We start from the raw sequence: 19313 nt of genomic DNA on the forward strand, positions 1-19313 counted from the left end.
TGCTAACCGGCGATCAGGCCCATGCTTTCCAGCTTTAGCAACACCTGATGCGCGCAGTTGTCGACCTCGACATTTTCGGTTTCAACCCGAAGTTCAGGATCTGCCGGAGCATCATAAGGGTCTGAGATGCCGGTGAATTCCTTGATCTTGCCCTCCCGCGCCAGCTTGTACAAACCTTTGCGGTCGCGGCGCTCGCATTCTTCGATGCTGGTTGCCACATGCACTTCACAAAACGCGCCAAACTGTTCGATGTCTTCACGTACCGCGCGGCGGGTCGTGGCATAGGGTGCGATCGGCGCGCAGATGGCGATGCCGCCATTCTTGGTGATCTCACTGGCCACATAACCGATGCGGCGGATGTTCAGGTCGCGGTGCTCTTTCGAAAAGCCCAGTTCCGACGACAGGTTCTTCCGCACGATGTCTCCGTCCAGCAAGGTGACCGGGCGGCCGCCCATCTCCATCAGCTTGACCATGAGGGCGTTGGCGATGGTCGACTTGCCCGAACCTGAAAAACCGGTGAAAAACACTGTAAAGCCCTGCTGACTGCGCGGCGGTTTGGTCTTGCGCAGCTCGGTCACAACCTCGGGGAAGCTGAACCATTCGGGGATTTCCAGACCCTCAGACAAGCGGCGACGCAGTTCGGTGCCCGAGATATTCAGGATCGTGACGTTGTCCTTATCTTCGATCTCGTCATTGGGTTCGTACTGGGCGCGTTCCTGCACAAAGACCATGTGTTTGAAATCGACCATTTCAACGCCGATCTCATCCTGGAACTGGCGGAACAGATCTTGCGCATCATAGGGACCGTAGAAATCCTCGCCGGCCGAGTTCTTGCCGGGGCCGGCATGGTCGCGACCAACGATAAAGTGGGTACAGCCATGGTTCGCGCGGATCAGGCCGTGCCAGACCGCCTCACGCGGGCCCGCCATGCGCATCGCCAGGTTCAGCAGCGACATCGAGGTGGTCGAGGCCGGGTATTTGTCCAGAACCGCCTCATAGCAGCGCACGCGGGTAAAGTGATCGACGTCTCCGGGTTTGGTCATGCCGACAACCGGATGGATCAGCAGGTTGGCCTGGGCTTCTTTTGCGGCACGGAATGTCAGTTCCTGATGTGCGCGGTGCAAAGGGTTGCGGGTTTGGAACGCCACGATACGACGCCAACCCAGCTTGCGGAAATAGGCGCGCAACTCGTTCGGTGTGTCGCGGCGGGCGCGGAAATCATAATGCACGGGTTGTTGGATGCCGACCACAGGGCCGCCCAGATAGACCTTGCCAGCCGTGTTATGCAGGTAGTTCACCGCCGGATGCGCATCGTCATCGGCGCTAAAGACCATTTCCGCTTCGCGCGCTTTGTTTGGGGTCCAGCGGTCGGTCACTGTCATAGTGCCCAGAATGACACCTTCCTGATCGCGCAGGGCAATGTCTTGCCCTAGCTCGATCTTCTCGGCGAAGTCCTCGTTGACATCCAATGTAATCGGCATCGGCCACAAAGTGCCATCTGCCAGACGCATATTCTCGACCACGTTGTCGTAATCTGCTTCGCCAAGGAACCCTTTGAGCGGGTTGAACCCACCGTTCATCAGTAGTTCCAGATCGCAGATCTGGCGCGGGCTCAGATCCCAGCTGGTCAGGTCTGCGGCTTCGACTTTCAATTTCAGGGCCGAGTCATACGACACGTAAAGTTCAGAGATAGGGGCTAAATTGCTTAACATCGTCATCAGAATACTCTTATAGCAGTTTTGTATTGCCGGTGATTCCAGGTCGTTTGTAGGGCATTTGCCTCGACTGTTGAGCGAAGTCCACCGACGTCAATGAAACAAAGGACGATATGCGCTGATTTTCACCGGAAGGGAAGGAATTTCCGGTTCGGTGCCGAAAATGCGACTTTGGTTCCGCCAAGTGGCAACAATCCGATCAGCCCGAGTATATGTGTTCCATACCATGGACTGATTGGTCCAGGTGGGATGCGCGGGCCACCGGAAGGGCAGGGACGGGTTGTGTGACGCCACGCAGCTGAAACAAGCGCACCTCATCAGGATTGGTTGCAACATCTGCGGCCTGCAACAATTCGTCTGAGACAAGCAACTCGACACCCAAGGCCTTGGTTTCGCTTTCCAGGCGACTCGCGACATTCACTGCGTCACCAATGATGGTACGAGAGGCGGACCCGGCCGCTCCGAGCTCACCCAAGACCAGATCACCCAGATGCAGCCCCATACCGATGCGAACCCGGGGGCTTCCCTCGGCTTCCAACTGTTGGTTGAACCTGTCCAGCGCCCGGCTGATGTCGATTGCAGCCTTTAACCCTGCACGGGCTGAGCTGGAGGCATCACGTTTTTCGAAAACTGCAAGCAGCCCGTCACCCATGTATTTGTCCACAACTCCGCCCTCGTCGGTTATCGCCGGGACAATCGCGTCGAAAAAGCGGTTGAGCAGAAAAACGATGTCATATGGCAGCTGTCCCGTAGTGCGCGCTGTAAAGCCTCGCATATCGAGAAACAGAACTGCCAGTTGCCGTTCCTGTCCCTGACTTGCGTGCCCGCGATTGCGCCCTCCATCGGGTCTGAAAACCCGAAAAATGGTGAGCGGCTCAGTCGGTCGAATTTGGCAGGCCAGCCTTGTTTGCCCGGATGCTCCGACGGCGGCCAGGCTGCGCGCCTCGACATCGCCGGCCGGGGGCAAGCTGTCGGCCCCGTCCTCGACGATGACGCGACAGGTGGTGCACCGCCCTTTACCACCGCAAAGCGCTGTGTGTGCAATGCCGTTGGCTTGGGAAATTTCCAGCAAGGTCATGCCCTTTTCTGCAACGACTTCGGGTCCGTGCGCATAAGTGACACGCACTGAATGTCTGCGCCGCCACAATTTGCGGCCAAAATAGAACAGGGCCGTTGCACCGAGCGCGAACCAAAACGCCATCACAGCATTGTCTTTGATGCTGAACATGGTCTGGAACGCCTCGGGTGACGGCCAATTATAGTGTTCGATATATTGCTCGCGCAGGAACTCGTCTGAAAAGTCGGACCAGATGCGTCGCCCTTCGGTCAGCAACCCGGCCAAGGCAAAGGATGGTATGAACACCGCCAACCCGATCAGATAGGGCACTGTGTTGTGCCACCAGCGGGTCAGCCGCAACCACATGTGCAGGCCGATGCACCCATGTACCCAAACGATAAGCAGCAAAAGGCTTTGCATCCATATCACCGAGTTGGGCCACATCAGGACAATGATATAACCCATCTCGTCATTGACATCGTAGACCTCATGGGCGACGCGCGTCTGGATGACATGCGAGATCAGCTGCAGTGGAATCAGCACCCCAAGCACGATCTGCAAGGCGGAACTGACAGGCATGCGCAATGTTCTGCGCTGGGCTATTGAAGCAAGGGCCAGGCCCGCATGTACGAACAATGCCACATAGAAAAGCAGGCTTACTAGATTGTGACGGGTGATTGCTTTCCGCCCGTCCTGCATGCCGTGAAGATAGTCGGTGTGAAACAGGCCTAAGCCGATGTTTATGAAGTGAAAAAATGCAAAGATGAATAGAACGAGGCCGCTGCCGATCCTAAGCCGGGTTGCCCACCCGCCGCGCCAAAGAGCGTTGTCCAATACTGCCACCCGCAATCATCTTGTTCAGATCAAGTTTGAGGGGCCTCAGCGCGGGGGTCAAGCCAAGCCGCTATCCCTCACGAATGAAACGACGTAAAATCAGTGCTTTTTGGGTGAAACAACTCTGCCCACCCGATACGCTCAGCATCATCTTGAAACAAAGCAGAATCCTGAAGCACGTGGCCAAGAATTCTGCTGTTGCCTTAGTCTTGCTCGGCCAGGAAGCGTTCGGCATCTAGGGCCGCCATACAGCCCATTCCGGCACTTGTGACGGCCTGGCGATAGATGTGATCCGTCAGATCGCCCGCCGCAAATACCCCCGGGATTGACGTTTCGGTCGAACCGGGCTTGGTGACGACGTAACCGCCCATGTGGCTGTCCAGTTTATCTTTGACCAGCTCGTTGGCAGGGGCATGCCCGATGGCGACAAAAACACCTTTGCACGGAATCTCGGTGACCTCGCCGGTCTTGACGTTCTTCACACGTACGCCCTCGACACCCAGCGGTGCGTCTGTGCCGACCACCTCCTCCAGTTGGTGGAACCAGAGCGGTTCGATCTTGTCGTTCTTGAACAGGCGATCTTGCAGGATCTTTTCGGCGCGCAATTCGTCCCGGCGGTGGATCAGAGTGACCTTGCTGGCGAAATTTGTCAGGAACAACGCCTCTTCAACCGCGGTATTGCCGCCTCCGATGACAACAATTTCCTGCCCGCGGTAAAAGAACCCGTCACAAGTAGCACAGGCCGAGACACCAAAACCCTTGAACTTTTCCTCTGATGGCAGGCCCAGCCATTTTGCGCGGGCACCTGTTGCCAGAATGACGGCGTCGGCAGTGTAGGTGGTTCCGCTGTCGCCTTTTGCGACGAACGGGCGCTGGTCTAGATTCAAATCGCTGATGATGTCACCGATCACCTCGCAGCCCATGGCCTTGGCGTGATCTTGCATCCGAACCATCAGATCCGGGCCCTGAACCTCGGTATCACCGGGCCAGTTCTCGACTTCGGTTGTGGTTGTCAATTGGCCACCGGGTTCGATCCCCTGCACCAGAATCGGCTCCAGCATCGCCCGACTGGCGTAAACCCCGGCAGTGTATCCTGCTGGACCCGATCCGATAATCAGAACCTTGGTGTGTCGTGTGTCGGCCATGCTACCCCCGCTCGAACTGCCTGAACTGGGCCTGTCGCCCGTCGCACCGATATAGCGGCGGTCGCGCAGGGCTTAAAGCCCCTTCCTTCACGACATCGGATATGCACCTGTGGAATGGGATCACAAAATCGAGCGTTTTGAAAACAAAGAAAATTGCGCAGATGCGAAACATTATTGCGCATGGACAGGGTGCTGATATAAGAACCGAAAAATCAGGAGCATTTAATGGTCACGACTCGGCTGGATGAAATCGACCGCAAGATCCTGGCGGAATTGCAGGCGGACGGTCGCATGACCAACGTTGAACTGGCCAAACGCGTCGGAATCTCAGCCCCACCGTGCCTGCGACGGGTGCGCACGCTTGAAGAATCCGGCTATATCACCGGCTATCACGCCGAGGTGAATTCGCGAGAACTGGGGTTTGAAGTTCAGGTCTTTGCAATGGTCGGGCTGGACAGTCAGGCCGAGACAGAACTGCGGGCCTTCGAAGACCGCTGCCGCGACTGGCCCTTGGTCCGGGAATGCCACATGCTGAACGGCGAGGTTGACTTCATTTTGAAGTGCGTCGCGCCTGATCTCAGCAGTTTCCAACAATTTCTGACAGGCGAGTTGCTGACCACGCCAAACGTGGCCAGCGTTAAGACTTCGCTTGTTATCCGCGGCGCAAAAGACGAACCCGGCGTGCCGTTCGACGTTCTGGAAGAACGAATGAACCGGACGGCGTAAACCGCATTTGCCTTTGTTGGGCGAGACAAGGCGGAAGAATGGCGACGACCGCCAAGGAAATAATCCAGGTCAATAGTATCTGCATGATGCCCCCACATTTGCAGTAATCGTTAACAACTTAGGCAGTGATCGCGTCCACCTCTCCGTCTCCGGCGCGCGGTATCAAAAGCGGGCCAAAATCGTTCAGCGACTCGATATGCGCAAACAGGTTCAGATAGATCGACCGAAGTGAATGGCTGATCATCCGAACTGCATTTGTACCTGGGTGATAGGTTTCAAATTGTAAACCATCCACACGGATAACGCTGTGCTTTTCCAGGCAAATATGAAACAATTCCACTGGTGTTGGCGGCATTGTCTCGATAACACTCATCCCATCCTGAAACTCTGACACAGGGGTCAGGATAGACTCATTTCCATGGATGTGCCGAAGATGCGCGGGCGTTCCCAGTAGCCGCGCAGCAGGACCGGCAATAACGCCAGACAACGGTTTTTGCATTCCGAACGTATCTGCCATGATCCGCGTCAGTGGTCGCCTACGCCCGCGCGAATCCTCGCGCCCAGGGATCAGGGTGACCGAACCTTTCCAGAGCACCTTTTGCGAAGTGCCGTCCTGAGTCAGGACGCTATCACCGGGCATCAGATCTTCAATTGCTACCGGCCCAAGCTCTGTTTCCACCAGAGATCCCCGTGAAAACGCACAGAATGCATCCTCGAACATCGGCAGGGCTGGCGCGATGTGGCGCATTTGCGAAACGTCGCCATTTTTCATCAAGCAGCTAACCTCGTAACGCCGCAGCTGTGCCTTTTGCGTTGTGGCTGGTCGCGGTGCCTCTCTCAGTAAGGCAGATGTTTTTACAGCGTGGCTGGCCGCGCGGGCCAGTGAATTTGGAATAGTCATAAGTATTCCGTTCCCTTCAAAATTCCGTCGGGCGGGGCGTACCCCCGTGCGGGCCCGCCTGGCAGATAGATTCTTTGTCTTGAAACAAGCGGGTAAGACCCGTGCCCTGGCCAAGATGGCGCAGCACAGCGAAGCAATTTCGCGTTCCTTTGGTCAGCATAGTGACCCCCCAGACAAACTCGTACTTTGCAGGCCACAATTGCCTACACACACACTCCAAAAACATGCCGCAAAGTTGTTCGCGACTTGTCACGCATCGGAGCGGAGCAATTTCCGACGCGCGTTTGTACCGTCAGGACCGGCAGCTTGGTCCCTCAGGGTTCCTGTTTCAGCGTCGTGCCGCCAAACGGCGCGCGACTCTGACAGAATGGCTTGAAACTCGCTTCCACGGCATTTCCAAATTTTGGTCCCGTGTTGCCGCAACCACTGCGCTTAGAAAGCGAGATTTCATTTTCATTTTCTGATCCTGCTCTGCTTGGGGTCTGATGCCCCGTATTCCGTTTAAACCCAGTGTCTTGCTCATTTGAGGCAGCGATAAGGCTTTAGCGGGATGATATGCGGGCAGAAAATGAAGTATGGCGTCCTTCTTATTTTGGATGCCAGATTTCAAAGGTCTGATCGTCAGATAACGTCTGAGCACTGGCAAAAATTCAATACGATTCTTAATAAGATAGACACAATAAATATGGCGGAAAGGTGGCGAACTCGCCTTATTCTCGGCAACTTCTACAGTTTTATGACGGAAATCAGACGACCGTAATCCGCTTCTTTCGCATGGGTTGAACGGCGATAAGAATAGAACCGTTCAGGGTCTGAATAGGTGCAATGTCTGGTCCATTCAGCCTGACCGATTCCCGCTTGGCGAAGCCTGTGAAGACCAAAAGCTGGAAGATCGAATTGCAGCCTGTCGTCCTGGCCATTTGCAAAGAAACGACTGTTGTCTGGCGACTCGGCAATGAACTCGTCCATGAAATCCGGGCCGACTTCGTAGGCGCGTTGCGAGATGGTGGGGCCGATCACTGCACGTATGTTTTCCCGCTTGGCGCCCAACGTTTCCATAGCGTTCAAAGTGCCCTCAAGCACACCGTCCAGGGCCCCGCGCCAGCCCGCGTGGGCTGCTCCGATCACCTGCGCTTCGGTATCGGCAAAAAGGACAGGCTGGCAATCTGCAGTCAGGATCGTCAGGGCCAGTCCGGGGGTCGCCGTCACTACTGCATCCGCCTTGGGTTTTTCGCCGTTCTGGGGCCCTTCGACCGTCAGGGCAGTTGGTGAATGTACCTGATGCACACCGATCAACGCATCGGGCGCCACTTCCATTGCGTCGGCCACCCTGCGCCGATTCAGGGCCACGGCCTCGGTCTGGTCGGACGATCCGTGGCCACAGTTCAAACCAGAGAATATCCCTGAGGACGCACCGCCGCGGCGACTAAAGAAACCATGGCGTACGGGGGACAGAATGTCTGATGTCAGAATTTCCAGTGTCATGATTCCAGTCCCGGTGGTGGCGCTGAGTGTGCCGGATACAAGCCCAGCACTTTGAACAGGTTTCCCATTTCCTCGGGGTGCGTCAACCGGCGATGTGCGGCAATCAGGTCTTCCAGCGCTGATCCATCTAACGAATTGGCCAGCGTCTGCGCCCTTGTCGTGATCCCTAACCGTTCCAGAAACACGCCTTGCGGTGTCAGGCGTGTATACGCGCACCCTGTTGTCCGGGCGGCGAGGGCGAAAGCTTCAAAGTCGACATGTGAAGTTAGATCCGCCTGCCCCGGGGTCTCCAACGGGTTCGAATGTTTGTGGTTTCGCATCGCCTGTAATGTATCGCCCAAAGAACGCCAGTCACCGTAGTCCACAATCAGAGTAGCCCCGCCAAATGTCGCGATCTTTTGGGCGACCGTTGTTACAATAGGAGTTGCGGCCGAACACAGATCGACCAGATCGTCATCCGTCGTGTCAGCCAACCGGTCCTTGAGCGCGGGTTGTCCTACGCGAGGGCCCAAGCCGAATGTCAGCGCGCCTTCTGATGCGCCGACTAACCTTTCGCGCCAGCCGTCGCCATCCCTCAGAAACTGCCTGATCGGCAGGGCGTCAAAGAATTCGTTAGCGACCAAATACAATGGCAAATCTGGAAAGTCGGTGATGGTGTCTACCCATTTCGGCGCATAGTCGCGAAGGGTCTCTACCTGCTTGTTCTTTAGTTCAGGCGATGCTTCCAGCAACACTATCTGTGCCGCCTGATGGAACCCGGGAACGCGGCGTGTTGCGCGCAGGATATCTGCCATCAGTGTCCCGCGCCCTGGACCAAGCTCACCAAGTACAAACCGAGAGGGCTTCCCCTGATCCATCCAGCTTTGCGCCAGACATAATCCGATCACCTCACCGAACATCTGGCTGATTTCAGGTGCAGTGGTGAAATCGCCCTGCGTACCCAGAGGATCGCGAGTCGTGTAATAGCCCAATGTCGGATGCAGCAGGCATTCGGTCATATAGTCAGCTACGCTTATCGGGCCATCCTGGCGAATGCGCGCAATAAGATGGTCCAGCAGACTCATGTCTTTTGGCGTGCGCGCAGTGCAAACCAAATACCAAGCGCGATCATGGGCAGTGAAAGTAACTGCCCCATGGTCAGGCCGTAACCGCTGACATGCCAAGCCAGCCCTAGGGGGTTTCCGGGTGAAACGAACTGCGCATCTGGTTGGCGAAAGAACTCGACAATGAACCGCGATGCGCCATAGCCGGCAAGAAACACACCCATGATCAGGCCGGGCTTGCGAAAGGCCCCACCGCGATAGACCAGCACCAGAAGCAGGACGCCCAGCAACACGCCTTCCAGCGCTGCTTCGTACAGCTGTGAGGGGTGGCGGGCGCACATGCCCACAACAACACCTGGGCATTCCTGTGCGGCCGTACCCGGAAAGATCACGGCCCAGGGCAGCTCGCTTGGTCTGCCCCAAAGCTCGGCATTGACGAAATTGGCCAACCGTCCCAGCAACAGCCCGGGTGGCACTGTAAAGGCAACAAGATCGCCTAGTGACAGTGTTGGAATCTTATGGCGCCGGGAGAACAGAAAGGAAGCAATGACGACACCCAGCAGCCCGCCATGAAACGCCATGCCGCCTTGCCAGACTTTCAGGATGTCCAGCGGGTTCGAAAGATAATAGGCCGGTTGGTAAAACAGCACAAAGCCCAAGCGGCCGCCCAGAATGACACCCAGAATGATCCAGGTGATCAGGTCTTCTAGCTGATCGGAGCGCATTGGCGGTGTTTTGTCCGGCCAAAGGGCAGGGCGCCGCAGGACCATCATGGCCATACGCCATGCGATCAATATGCCAGCTATGTAAGCCAGTGCATACCACCTCAGGGCGAACTCCATCCCGAACAGTGAGATCGAGAATAATTCGGGCGACAGATCGGGGAAATTCAGAACAGCCTGCATGTGCGTCTCATTGCCCGGGGTTTGAGGGGCAAGTCAACCTTGTGCCCGGACCATTCTTTACCCATATAGAGACCAACTGCGATACCGGAGTAAAGCCATGCAAACCCGTAACAAGATCCTGGACGACGTCTCTCAACTGATGACCAACGCCATGGGTGTGGCGCAAGGCGCACGGGAAGAGGCCGAGAACGCAATGAAGTCGATGGTCGATCGCTGGTTGGCTGACCGAGATTTCGTGACGCGTGAAGAATTTGATGCTGTTCGTGCGATGGCGCAAAAAGCGCGCGAAGAAAATGCAGCATTGGAAGCCCGCATTGCGGCGCTTGAGGCGAAACTGGACAAGTAACACCGCCTCGTTCTGCAAATATCAGATTTTCCGGGCAAGACTGTGGTCGCGCAATCCAAATCACGGGTTGTGCGGTGCGGTGTAGTTTGACGTCTTGCACGATTTAATCAAGACAAAGCTGCAATTGGTGTCAATATTTTGATCGCCGTTGCCAGCTATCCACAACTTATTGCTGTTATCCCCAAAAATGGGGGTTGCCAGAGTCTCGGCCACATCGCACCATATTTAGTACAGGCCAACGGGGGAAGCCCGGCTTGTAGAGCAGGCAACTAGCGCTGGGGCGCTGCCAGCCCCAAAATGCTAGAGAAGAGTGAGGTGGCATTATGGCCCTTTCCGAGCAGTTTCTCGAAGAAGACCTTCATCCAATCGATATTGTTGAACATCTGGCCGAACATCACGATTGGGATTTTGACCGCATCGGCGACGATCAGATTGCAATGGCTGTGGAAGGACAGTGGCGGACATACTCGATCACGCTGGCCTGGTCCAACTATGACGAGACATTGCGGATGGTCTGTTCCTTTGAGATGGAGCCACCCGAGAACCGCGAAACCGAGCTTTACGAGCTGCTGAACAAAATGAACGACCAGTGCTGGGCGGGGGCATTCACGTACTGGGCGAACCAGAAGCTTATGGTGTATCGGTATGGTCTGGTTCTTGCAGGCGGTCAGACGGCCAGTCCTGAACAGATCGATACGATGATCACGGCTGCAGTGCTAAGCGCCGAGCGGTATTATCCTGCGATCCAACTGGTCACATGGGGCAACCGGACCCCGGAAAATGCAATGCAAGTCGCCATTGCAGAGGCCTACGGCCGCGCGTAAAGCTTTGCCCCGAACCGACAAGTAAGGGGAGGGGCAATCATGGACATGTCACGTATCGCCGAGCAGGGGCTTGTGCTTCTGGGCTGCGGTAAGATGGGATCCGCCATGTTGGCGGGCTGGTTGGATCACGGCCTGCCTGCTGCTTCTGTTTGGGCGATTGATCCCAACCCGACAGAGTGGCTGCAATCGCAGAACGTCAACATCAACACTCCTTTGCCCGAGGCACCCGCAGTTGTGCTGGTGGCTGTCAAACCGCAGATGATGGGGGCGGCTTTGCCCGCGATTCAGGCCCTTGGCGGAGGCGATAGCCTGTTCATCTCTGTTGCTGCGGGCACCTCTATCGCAACGTTTGAAGACGTCTTGGGTGAAGGCACCCCTATTGTGCGGGCCATGCCGAACACACCTGCTGCCATTAGGCAGGGAGTTACGGCGGTGATTGGGAATGCCCAAACGACGGATTCGGACCTGGAACTGGCCGAAAACCTGTTGTCAGCCATTGGTGAAACGGTGCGTTTGGATGAAGAATCCCAGATGGACGCCGTGACCGGACTCAGCGGCTCGGGCCCGGCTTACGTCTTTCATCTGATCGAAACGCTTGCCGCAGCAGGTGAGGCGCAGGGCCTTCCGCATGCCTTGGCAATGCGATTGGCCAAATCCACCGTTGCCGGGGCAGGCGCGCTGGCGATGGCCTCGGATGAGGACCCGTCGCAACTCCGCGTCAATGTAACCTCACCCAACGGCACCACTCAGGCTGCCTTAGAGGTTCTGATGCATCAGGAGGAAGGATTCCCCGACCTTCTACACCGCGCCGTCAAGGCCGCAACTGATCGATCCAAGGAGTTGTCGCGTGAGTGAGATTTCTTTTGACGACTTTCTCAAAGTCGATATCCGCGTGGGCGAGGTGATCCGCGCCGAGCCTTATCCCGAAGCCCGCAAACCGGCGATGAAGCTGTGGATCGACTTTGGTGAGGAGATTGGAGAGCGCAAAACCTCGGCTCAGATCACTGCGCACTACGATCCGTCCAGCTTGATCGGAAAGCAGGTGATGGCCGTGGTAAACTTCCCGCCGCGCCAAATCGGCAAGTTCATGTCCGAAGTCCTGGTTCTGGGTCTGCCGGACGAAAACAACGAGATCGTCCTGATCGGTCCGGATGGGAAGGTTCCAACTGGCGGGCGGATGCACTGATGAAACTTTGGATCACGCGCCCGATGACACCGGCGGTCGAAGCCCGCGCGATTGACGAATTCAAAGCCGAGATTCGCGAAGCGACCACGCCTTTGAGCCATGACGAGATGAGACGTGCGTTGTCTGAATTCGACGTGGTGGTCCCGACGCTGGGTGATCAATTCGGCGCGCAGGTCTTTCAAGATGTGTCCACACCTCAGTGCAAATTGCTTGCCAACTTCGGCGTCGGGTACAACCATATCGACGTCAGCGCGGCGCAGGCCGCAGGGGTGCAGGTCACCAACACCCCCGGTGCCGTGACGGATGCAACTGCTGACATCGCGATGACCCTGCTGTTGTCTACCGCGCGTCGCGCGGGTGAGGGAGAGCGTTTGGTGCGCTCGGGTAACTGGCAAGGCTGGCACCCAACTCAGATGCTGGGGCACCACGTCACCGGCAAGCACGTCGGCATCGTTGGCATGGGGCGAATCGGTCAGGCGATTGCCCGCCGCTGCCATTTCGGATTCGGCATGCAGGTTGCCTATTTGGCACGCAGCGCCAAACAGCTCGATTTTGCGGCAGATTTCGTACCGGATATTCTGACGCTGGCATCTGCAGTGGATTTCCTTGTTGTAGCGGTTCCCGGTGGGGCCGACACACGCCACCTGATCAATGCGCAGGTTTTGGAGGCGATGAGGACTTCGGCGATTTTGGTCAATATCGCACGAGGAGAAGTTGTGGACGAAGCCGCCCTGATCTCTGGTCTGCGGACCCGACAAATTGCGGGTGCTGGTCTGGATGTCTACGAATTCGAACCCACCGTTCCGCATTCGTTACGGGATATGGAGAACGTGACACTGCTGCCTCATCTGGGCACAGCGACCGAAGAGGTGCGCACCAGCATGGGACATATGGCATTAGATAACGTCGCTGCGTTCGTGCAGGGGCGTGCTTTGCCGAATCCGGTTTAGGCGCCGACCGCCTCGCGCCAATGCTTGCGGCAGAGTGAAACATACGTTTCGTTTCCACCGATCTGTACCTGCGCGCCTTCAGTAATGGCCCGTCCGTTTTCATCCCGGCGAATCACCATTGTGGCCTTTCGACCGCATTCACAGATTGTTCGGACCTCGCGCATTTCATCTGCAAGCGCCAGCAATGCAGCAGATCCCGGAAATAGTTTGCCCTGAAAGTCCACGCGTAACCCATAGGCCAGCACCGGAACATTAAGATCGTCCACGGCACGCGCCAATTGCCAGACCTGATCTTCGGATAGAAACTGCGCCTCATCGATGAACACGCAGGCCACAGTCCCGGTGTTGAGGCGGTTATCAATCATGGAAAACACGTCATCTTCGGGGCAAAATTTATCAGCCCGTTCCGATATCCCGATACGCGATGCAATTCGCCCGTCCCCGGCACGCCCATCAACAGCGGCCGTCATGAGATACGTGTCCATACCCCGTTCGCGGTAGTTGTGCGAGGCTTGCAACAAAACCGTCGATTTGCCCGCGTTCATGGTAGAATAGTTGAAATACAGTTTAGCCATGGCGCGGGTCTAAAACGCTTCGGGCAAACGAACAAGGTGTCAATGCCCGAAGATAAGCGACGTCGCCATCGCGGTTGCAGAGGCCGAGCAAATGCTCTTGGGGATGGAACCCCCACGCTCACAACAGCGACGCCGTTGGCCATCATGTGGCCAAACCTTCGCGAAGCTAATAAGTCGCCTCGCGTTCACTCTTTACCGGCAGGAACTGCCGCCACTCACTCACAAAATCCCCCGCTTATCTGAGGGATAGCCAATGTATGACATTTCAATTATGAATCGAATATGGGAAATATCCCCACGCTTTCCCCCAAATCGACAGTTGGGTCGGCGTGTGCAGGTAACAAGGGTAAAACAATGGCAGATATCGGGGCCTATCTGAAGAAGCATACAGAAGCACTTGTTAAAGATGTTGGAATCGAGGCCGCGTGCGAGATTACGGGCAAGTCGAAAGCAACTTTGGGACGATATTATTCTGATAATATCGAGCATGCCGATCGGTTTATGCCTGTGGATGCGGTGGCCCGTCTTGAAAACGCGGCATCTTACCCTCACGTCACTTCGGCATTAGCTGACCTAAAAAACATCACCCTGTCGTATGACGGCCGAAATACGGATGCTCCGCGTACGGGTGGGGTGAATTCGGATGTCATCGCGCTAAGTCAAAGATTCGCGATGTTGATGACCGAGTATCAGGCCGCAATCGAAGACGGCATCATCACAATGAACGAGGCCAAGCGATTGTTGCGGGAAACCAGCCTTCTGCAACAGGTCCTGATCGAGATGAAGCTACATCTGGAAGAAGAAAGCGTGAGCTGATCTGGCTTACACTCGTTCCGTGCGGGCACTGTCCTTGTTGTCAATGGTCAGGCCGGAATACTTGGCTGCACCAACCAACTGGCATCACGAAGCCTATTGCGTGTTTCACCGTCAATCTCTTGCCCAATTGTTGTTAGACAAGTTGCAAAGAACTGAAGGCACGACACTAGAGGCAGAACAACATGCAGAAACTGCAGGAACCTTACAACGTCCTGGCTGACAGGTTGGTATGCTGGTCGTTTTGTGCCGCCCTGCTGGTGCTTGTCGGCCTCATGATACTCGGAGGCCATACGCAAGGCCCGGATGATATCATGCGCTGGGTCGCAGTGGTGGACCTGCAAAACGGGCAGGGCTGGTTCGATCCGTATCAGCATCGTCTTGGGCCGGATGAGGGCACGCTGATGCATTGGTCTCGCCTTGTCGATGTCCCGATTACTGCGATCTACTGGGTGAGCAACGCGTTTCTTCCTGCGGAAACCGCATTGACCCTGACTGCGTTGATCTGGCCGTCGGTTTTGGCCGGGCTAACGCTTTGGGCATTTGCTGTCACCGGGGGCGTGTTGGGCAATCGTGCGGGGGCAATCTCGGCCCTGGTCATGGGAGTTTTCGCGCTACAGAACTCGGGAAAGTTTGACCAGTTCTCATTCGATCATCATGGGTTACAGGTTTTGCTGTTCGTCTCGGCGGCGATGTTCTTTGTCCTTAGAAAAGACAGACTGCATGCCGGGCTCTGGATCGGGTTTTGCATTGCTCTGTCGGTGTCCATTGGCGCTGAATCCCTGCTACAACTTGGAATAATCGGGGTATTTGTGGCTGTAGATTGGCTATTGTCAGGTCCGGCGGCCCGCCGCCGCACGATTGAATTCAGCATCGCAATTGTCTTGACCCTATTAATGGCGGTGTTTGTAACAACGAGTCGCGACAGCTTTTACTATCCGGGATGTGACGCGTTAACCCTGAGTGTTGCCTTGCCTGTCGGGCTTGCCGCCGCTGGCCTGTTGCCTGCAGCAATTTTTGCGTCCGACCGTTCAATTCGGGTGCGAACCGTGTGTGTGCTGGTCTTGGGGGGAACTGTTGTCGCCGCTGTGCAAACGTTTGCGCCGCATTGCCTGGATAACCCGATTCACAATATGCCGCCGGATGTACGCGAGTTCTGGCTGAGCCAGATTACAGAAGCGCAAAACGTCACGCTCGTCATTCAGCGCCACGCGGGAGAGACCATCGCATTGATCTGCATCGCCGTCTTCTCGATTTTGGCTGCGATGTTCTTTGCATACAGAACTGAGGCAAAGATCGAGTATCTTTTGTTTTTGTTTCTGATGGTTGCAAGCTTCGGCCTCTTTTTGCTCCAGTCCCGGATGATGACTTTTCTGACTATGTCGCTTGTTGCTGTGCAAGCCCAGGTGCTGCGGGTCATGTATCAGAAGTACAGGGTTGAAAATCAGCGGATCTTCGGCGTTCTGATGATCCTGTTTGTAGCTCTTGTGGCACCCAACACAGGTGCCAGCATCGAGAAGCGATACAAAGCTCTGACGGCGCCCAAGAGTGAAAAAGCGGCTGAGACAACGCCAGAGCCGCGTCACCTAATTTCTTGTAACGCAAAGCACTCCTTTGAGCCGCTCCTTAGTCTTGAGCCAGGTATGGTAGTGATTGGTTTCGACTATGCGTCATACCTGCTTCGCCATACGAATCACTCAGCTCTGGCTGGAAATTACCATCGGAACGAAGCTGGACTTCTTGCCCAGATTGATCTGTTTAGATCAAATGTATCGGATATTAGTCCACGTCTTGCAGAGTTGGGCGTGGACTACATTGCGATTTGCAAATTCAACCCCAGGTCCGACTATTGGTCTTCCGTATCTGATGGTATTGGGTTGCCTGCTGCGCTGATTTCCGGGGAATTGCCCGAGTTTCTCGAAGAAATTGAGGGCGACGAAGATGCTGCGTTCCATATCTATCGTGTCAAGAAAGGTTAGGCAGATTCACGCGGTCGGCAGGGCATTTCAGTTCATCAAGAGTGCCGTTTTACGATGACCGAACCAACAGAATAGCCTGCGCCAAAGGAACAGATCAGACCAACATCGCCATCCTCTAGGTCGTCCGAAAATTTGGAAAACGCGATTATCGACCCGGCCGATGATGTATTCGCGTAGTCCTGAAGAATGTTGGGTTGCTCGCCGGCTTCAGGTTCACGTCCCAAGACCTTTTTGCCGATGAAGTCATTCATAGTTTTGTTGGCCTGATGCAGCCACAAACGTTTCAGATCGCGGGCTTCGACGCCTTCGATGTCCATGTGATCGCCGATGTGCTTGCTCACCATCGGCAACACTTCCTTGAACACTTTTCGCCCGTTCTGCATGAATTGCATGTCGCGACGGTCGACCACCCCTTCAGGGCGCGAACGACGCAGGAACCCGTTGTTGTTTCGGATATTGTTCGAGAAAGCTGTGGCACAGCGGGTCGACAGAATTTCGAAATGCGGGCCATTTGCATCTTCGATCCGTTCGATCAGCGTGGCAGTTGCGACATCACCGAAAATGAAGTGGCAATCCCTGTCACGCCATTCCAGATGGCCCGAACAGATTTCCGGGTTCACCACGAGCGCGGCCCTGACAGAGCCGGACCGAACCATGTCTGCAGCCGCCTGAATGCCAAACGTTGCTGATGAACAGGCGACATTCATATCAAACCCGAACCCGTCGATGCCCAAAGCCTGCTGAATCTCGATTGCAATCGCAGGGTAAGCCCGTTCATGGTTCGAAGCTGCGCAGATCACCAGGTCGACGTCTGCTGCTGTGCGCCCGGCTTGCGCCAGCGCTTTGGTGCACGCATCCACGGCCATCTCGGTCATAATCCCCGGCTCTTCATCACCGCGTTGGCGAAGCGAAGGGTGCATGACCCCGGGATCCAGGACGCCTGTCTTGTCCATCACATAACGGTTCTGGATACCGGATGCCTTCAGAATGAACTCTTCGGACGAATGTTGCAGCGGTTCCATCGTTCCGGCGGCGATTGCCTCGGCATTTTCGGCGTTCTGCTTGTCGGCATAGGCGTTGAATGCCTGAACAAGTTCAGCGTTCGTGATGGTGTTCTCGGGTGTGAAAACACCTGTACCGGTGATGGCGGGCGTATACATGATAGGTCCTGGATGTTTCGGATTCACTCAAAATGCAGTCACAATGGGATTTGATCAAGTGATCTTGACCCAAGGGAATACTTGATACGCAATGCGCTTCACATCTTGAATAGTTCGAAAATTGAAGTATATGGCAATGCAGGCTCGCGCGAGGACTTCGAATGCCCGACGATATCAATACCAGACTTGGGCGCCTCAGTCCCGAGATTCAGGCGATCATGGGGGTCTATGCCCTGTACTGGAAACTGGAAGAAACCTTCGATTGTATCGAAACGGATCTGAGCCATCCAGAATGCCATATGCTGATAAAGTTGAATGAGCCCAAGCGGATGGGTGTTTTGGCTGCGGATATGTTAAGTGTTCCGTCAACGATCACCGCGACGGCGGATGCGTTGGAAAAGCAAGGCTACCTGATCCGCGAACGAGACCCCGAAGACCGCCGTGCCTGGCTTCTTGTTCTGACAGAGCAGGGGCATGAGACGCGGAATATGCTGGTGGCCGAGGCTGGAGATCTTTTTCGCCGGGCCTCTGGATTGAATACAGAAGAAACTGCCGAATTCGCGCGAATGGCATGCAAAATCCGTGACAACATTCTGAAAACGGGAATTCCCGAGGGATTGAAGAAATGAGACTCCTGACTTCACTGGGCCTTGCTCTGGCCGTTCTGGCAACTCCGATTGCCGCACAAGATGTCCCCAAACCGGTAAAACTGATGCAGGTGAGCGAAACGACACCAGGTTTCTCGCGCCAATTCTTTGGCCGCGTCGCCGCGCGCCAAACCGTCGATCTGGCCTTTCAGGTTGCTGGGCAGATTGTTGAAATGCCGGTGACCGAAGGGTTCGTGATTCCTAAGGATGGCCTGATCGCCCGTCTCGATCAGGAGCCGTTTGACCTGCGTCTGGATCGCGCACGCTTACAAAAAGAGCAAGCTGACCGAACCGAAGCCCGTCTGTCGCGTCTGCGCGGTACCACCGCCAGCCAGGTGGCCGTTGATGACGCCGAAACCGAAGCTCAATTGGCTGCGCTGGCGCTAAGGGACGCAGAATACGAACTGGATCATGCTACGCTGACTGCCCCGTTTGATGCGCTGGTGTCCAGCCGGGCGGTCGAGGCCTTTACCACCGTTTCGGCAGGCACGCCCGTTGTGCGTATCCACGATATGTCCGAGCTTCGGATCGAGGTTGACGTCCCGGAAATCCTGTTCCAACGCTCTGGGCAGAATGACGATCTGACAATCACCGCCAAATTCCCGGTCAGCGATGAAGTCTTTCCTCTGGAAGTCCGGGAATTCGACGCAGAAACCTCGAGCGTGGGGCAGACTTTTCGCATTCAATTTGGTCTGACCCCGCCTGAGGGTATGCAAATCCTGCCGGGGTCTTCTGTCACAGTAAACGTCCAGGTGCAGGACGATCGCATTGGGATCGTCGTGCCGGCAACAGCCATCGTGGCTGGCGCAAACGGGGATCTGAGCGTGATGGTCTTTTCACCGGTCGGTGCAGACGATGGCATGGTTCGGTCTGTGCCCGTAACCGTTGAACCGACACAAACCGGCGATGTCCGTGTTCTGTCAGGTCTGTCTGATGGTGACGAGGTTGTCGTTGCAGGGGGCACTGTGCTGACCGATGGTCAGGCTGTGCGCCGCTTCGCCGGTTTTGCGAATTGAGGTGCT

19 protein-coding genes are annotated in these 19313 nt (G+C 55.8%); 10 read left to right on the plus strand and 9 right to left on the minus strand.

Features of this window, described 5'->3' with window-relative positions; translation table 11 throughout:
- Positions 1-2: 2 nt before the first annotated feature.
- The 3 genes from D9K61_RS04410 to trxB form a co-directional block, all read right to left on the minus strand.
- Entirely contained in the window at positions 3-1718 is a 1716-nt protein-coding gene (locus D9K61_RS04410) for a bifunctional sulfate adenylyltransferase/adenylylsulfate kinase (RefSeq protein ID WP_120632027.1), read from the minus strand.
- Positions 1719-1914: 196 nt separating this feature from the next.
- Complete coding sequence (locus D9K61_RS04415) at positions 1915-3606, minus strand: adenylate/guanylate cyclase domain-containing protein (RefSeq protein ID WP_120632108.1); 1692 nt, start codon at positions 3604-3606, stop codon at positions 1915-1917.
- A 203-nt stretch (positions 3607-3809) separates the two neighbouring features.
- Positions 3810-4751, minus strand: a complete 942-nt coding sequence (trxB, locus tag D9K61_RS04420; RefSeq protein ID WP_120632028.1) for a thioredoxin-disulfide reductase — start codon at positions 4749-4751, stop codon at positions 3810-3812.
- A gap of 225 nt (positions 4752-4976) precedes the next feature.
- On the opposite strand from trxB, the gene D9K61_RS04425 reads away from it, so the two are divergent.
- On the plus strand, positions 4977-5477 hold the full coding sequence (locus D9K61_RS04425) for an Lrp/AsnC family transcriptional regulator (RefSeq protein ID WP_120632029.1): 501 nt from the start codon (positions 4977-4979) through the stop codon (positions 5475-5477).
- 118 nt (positions 5478-5595) lie between these two features.
- Here the strand turns inward: D9K61_RS04425 and D9K61_RS04430 are convergent, their stop codons facing one another.
- The 4 genes from D9K61_RS04430 to lgt all read right to left on the minus strand — a co-directional run bounded on the left by D9K61_RS04430 (position 5596) and on the right by lgt (position 9811).
- Positions 5596-6378, minus strand: coding sequence for a Hint domain-containing protein (locus D9K61_RS04430; protein WP_120632030.1), 783 nt, complete (start codon positions 6376-6378; stop codon positions 5596-5598).
- A gap of 726 nt (positions 6379-7104) precedes the next feature.
- Complete coding sequence (gene pgeF, locus D9K61_RS04440) at positions 7105-7863, minus strand: peptidoglycan editing factor PgeF (RefSeq protein WP_120632032.1); 759 nt, start codon at positions 7861-7863, stop codon at positions 7105-7107.
- A complete protein-coding gene (locus tag D9K61_RS04445; RefSeq protein WP_120632033.1) occupies positions 7860-8927 on the minus strand; it encodes a class I SAM-dependent methyltransferase in 1068 nt (355 codons plus the stop codon). Before D9K61_RS04445 ends, pgeF begins: the two co-directional genes overlap by 4 nt.
- Complete coding sequence (gene lgt / locus D9K61_RS04450) at positions 8924-9811, minus strand: prolipoprotein diacylglyceryl transferase (protein WP_120632034.1); 888 nt, start codon at positions 9809-9811, stop codon at positions 8924-8926. Before lgt ends, D9K61_RS04445 begins: the two co-directional genes overlap by 4 nt.
- A gap of 97 nt (positions 9812-9908) precedes the next feature.
- Between lgt and D9K61_RS04455 the strand changes: the two genes are divergently transcribed.
- The 5 genes from D9K61_RS04455 (at position 9909) to D9K61_RS04475 (ending at position 13117) form a co-directional block, all read left to right on the plus strand.
- Positions 9909-10157, plus strand: coding sequence for an accessory factor UbiK family protein (locus D9K61_RS04455; protein WP_120632035.1), 249 nt, complete (start codon positions 9909-9911; stop codon positions 10155-10157).
- A 323-nt stretch (positions 10158-10480) separates the two neighbouring features.
- The gene (locus tag D9K61_RS04460) at positions 10481-10981 is read left to right on the plus strand and encodes a YbjN domain-containing protein (protein WP_120632036.1); all 501 of its coding nucleotides are present in this window, start codon (positions 10481-10483) and stop codon (positions 10979-10981) included.
- A 39-nt stretch (positions 10982-11020) separates the two neighbouring features.
- Entirely contained in the window at positions 11021-11836 is an 816-nt protein-coding gene (gene proC / locus D9K61_RS04465) for a pyrroline-5-carboxylate reductase (RefSeq protein WP_120632037.1), read from the plus strand.
- Entirely contained in the window at positions 11829-12167 is a 339-nt protein-coding gene (locus D9K61_RS04470) for a tRNA-binding protein (protein WP_120632038.1), read from the plus strand. The genes proC and D9K61_RS04470 overlap by 8 nt, the downstream gene beginning before the upstream one ends.
- Positions 12167-13117 carry a D-glycerate dehydrogenase gene (locus D9K61_RS04475; RefSeq protein WP_120632039.1) on the plus strand — a complete coding sequence of 317 codons (951 nt, stop codon included), beginning with the start codon at positions 12167-12169 and terminating at the stop codon, positions 13115-13117. Before D9K61_RS04470 ends, D9K61_RS04475 begins: the two co-directional genes overlap by 1 nt.
- Here D9K61_RS04475 and D9K61_RS04480 read toward each other — a convergent pair.
- Entirely contained in the window at positions 13114-13692 is a 579-nt protein-coding gene (locus tag D9K61_RS04480) for a thymidine kinase (RefSeq protein ID WP_120632040.1), read from the minus strand. The genes D9K61_RS04475 and D9K61_RS04480 overlap by 4 nt on opposite strands.
- A gap of 354 nt (positions 13693-14046) precedes the next feature.
- Between D9K61_RS04480 and D9K61_RS04485 the strand changes: the two genes are divergently transcribed.
- On the plus strand, positions 14047-14508 hold the full coding sequence (locus tag D9K61_RS04485; protein WP_120632041.1) for a hypothetical protein: 462 nt from the start codon (positions 14047-14049) through the stop codon (positions 14506-14508).
- 182 nt (positions 14509-14690) lie between these two features.
- Positions 14691-16484, plus strand: coding sequence for a hypothetical protein (locus D9K61_RS04490; RefSeq protein WP_120632042.1), 1794 nt, complete (start codon positions 14691-14693; stop codon positions 16482-16484).
- A gap of 35 nt (positions 16485-16519) precedes the next feature.
- On the opposite strand, the gene D9K61_RS04495 is transcribed toward D9K61_RS04490, so the two are convergent.
- Positions 16520-17644, minus strand: a complete 1125-nt coding sequence (locus D9K61_RS04495; protein WP_120632043.1) for a beta-ketoacyl-ACP synthase III — start codon at positions 17642-17644, stop codon at positions 16520-16522.
- Between the two features lie 161 nt (positions 17645-17805).
- Here D9K61_RS04495 and D9K61_RS04500 point away from each other — a divergent pair, with 161 nt between their 5' ends.
- Both D9K61_RS04500 and D9K61_RS04505 read left to right on the plus strand, forming a co-directional pair.
- The gene (locus D9K61_RS04500; protein WP_120632044.1) at positions 17806-18273 is read left to right on the plus strand and encodes a MarR family winged helix-turn-helix transcriptional regulator; all 468 of its coding nucleotides are present in this window, start codon (positions 17806-17808) and stop codon (positions 18271-18273) included.
- The gene (locus tag D9K61_RS04505; RefSeq protein ID WP_120632045.1) at positions 18270-19307 is read left to right on the plus strand and encodes an efflux RND transporter periplasmic adaptor subunit; all 1038 of its coding nucleotides are present in this window, start codon (positions 18270-18272) and stop codon (positions 19305-19307) included. The genes D9K61_RS04500 and D9K61_RS04505 overlap by 4 nt, the downstream gene beginning before the upstream one ends.
- Positions 19308-19313 lie beyond the last annotated feature (6 nt).

This window comes from Ruegeria sp. EL01, from assembly GCF_900313035.1.
In the GTDB taxonomy this organism is placed as follows: Bacteria; Pseudomonadota; Alphaproteobacteria; order Rhodobacterales; family Rhodobacteraceae; genus Ruegeria.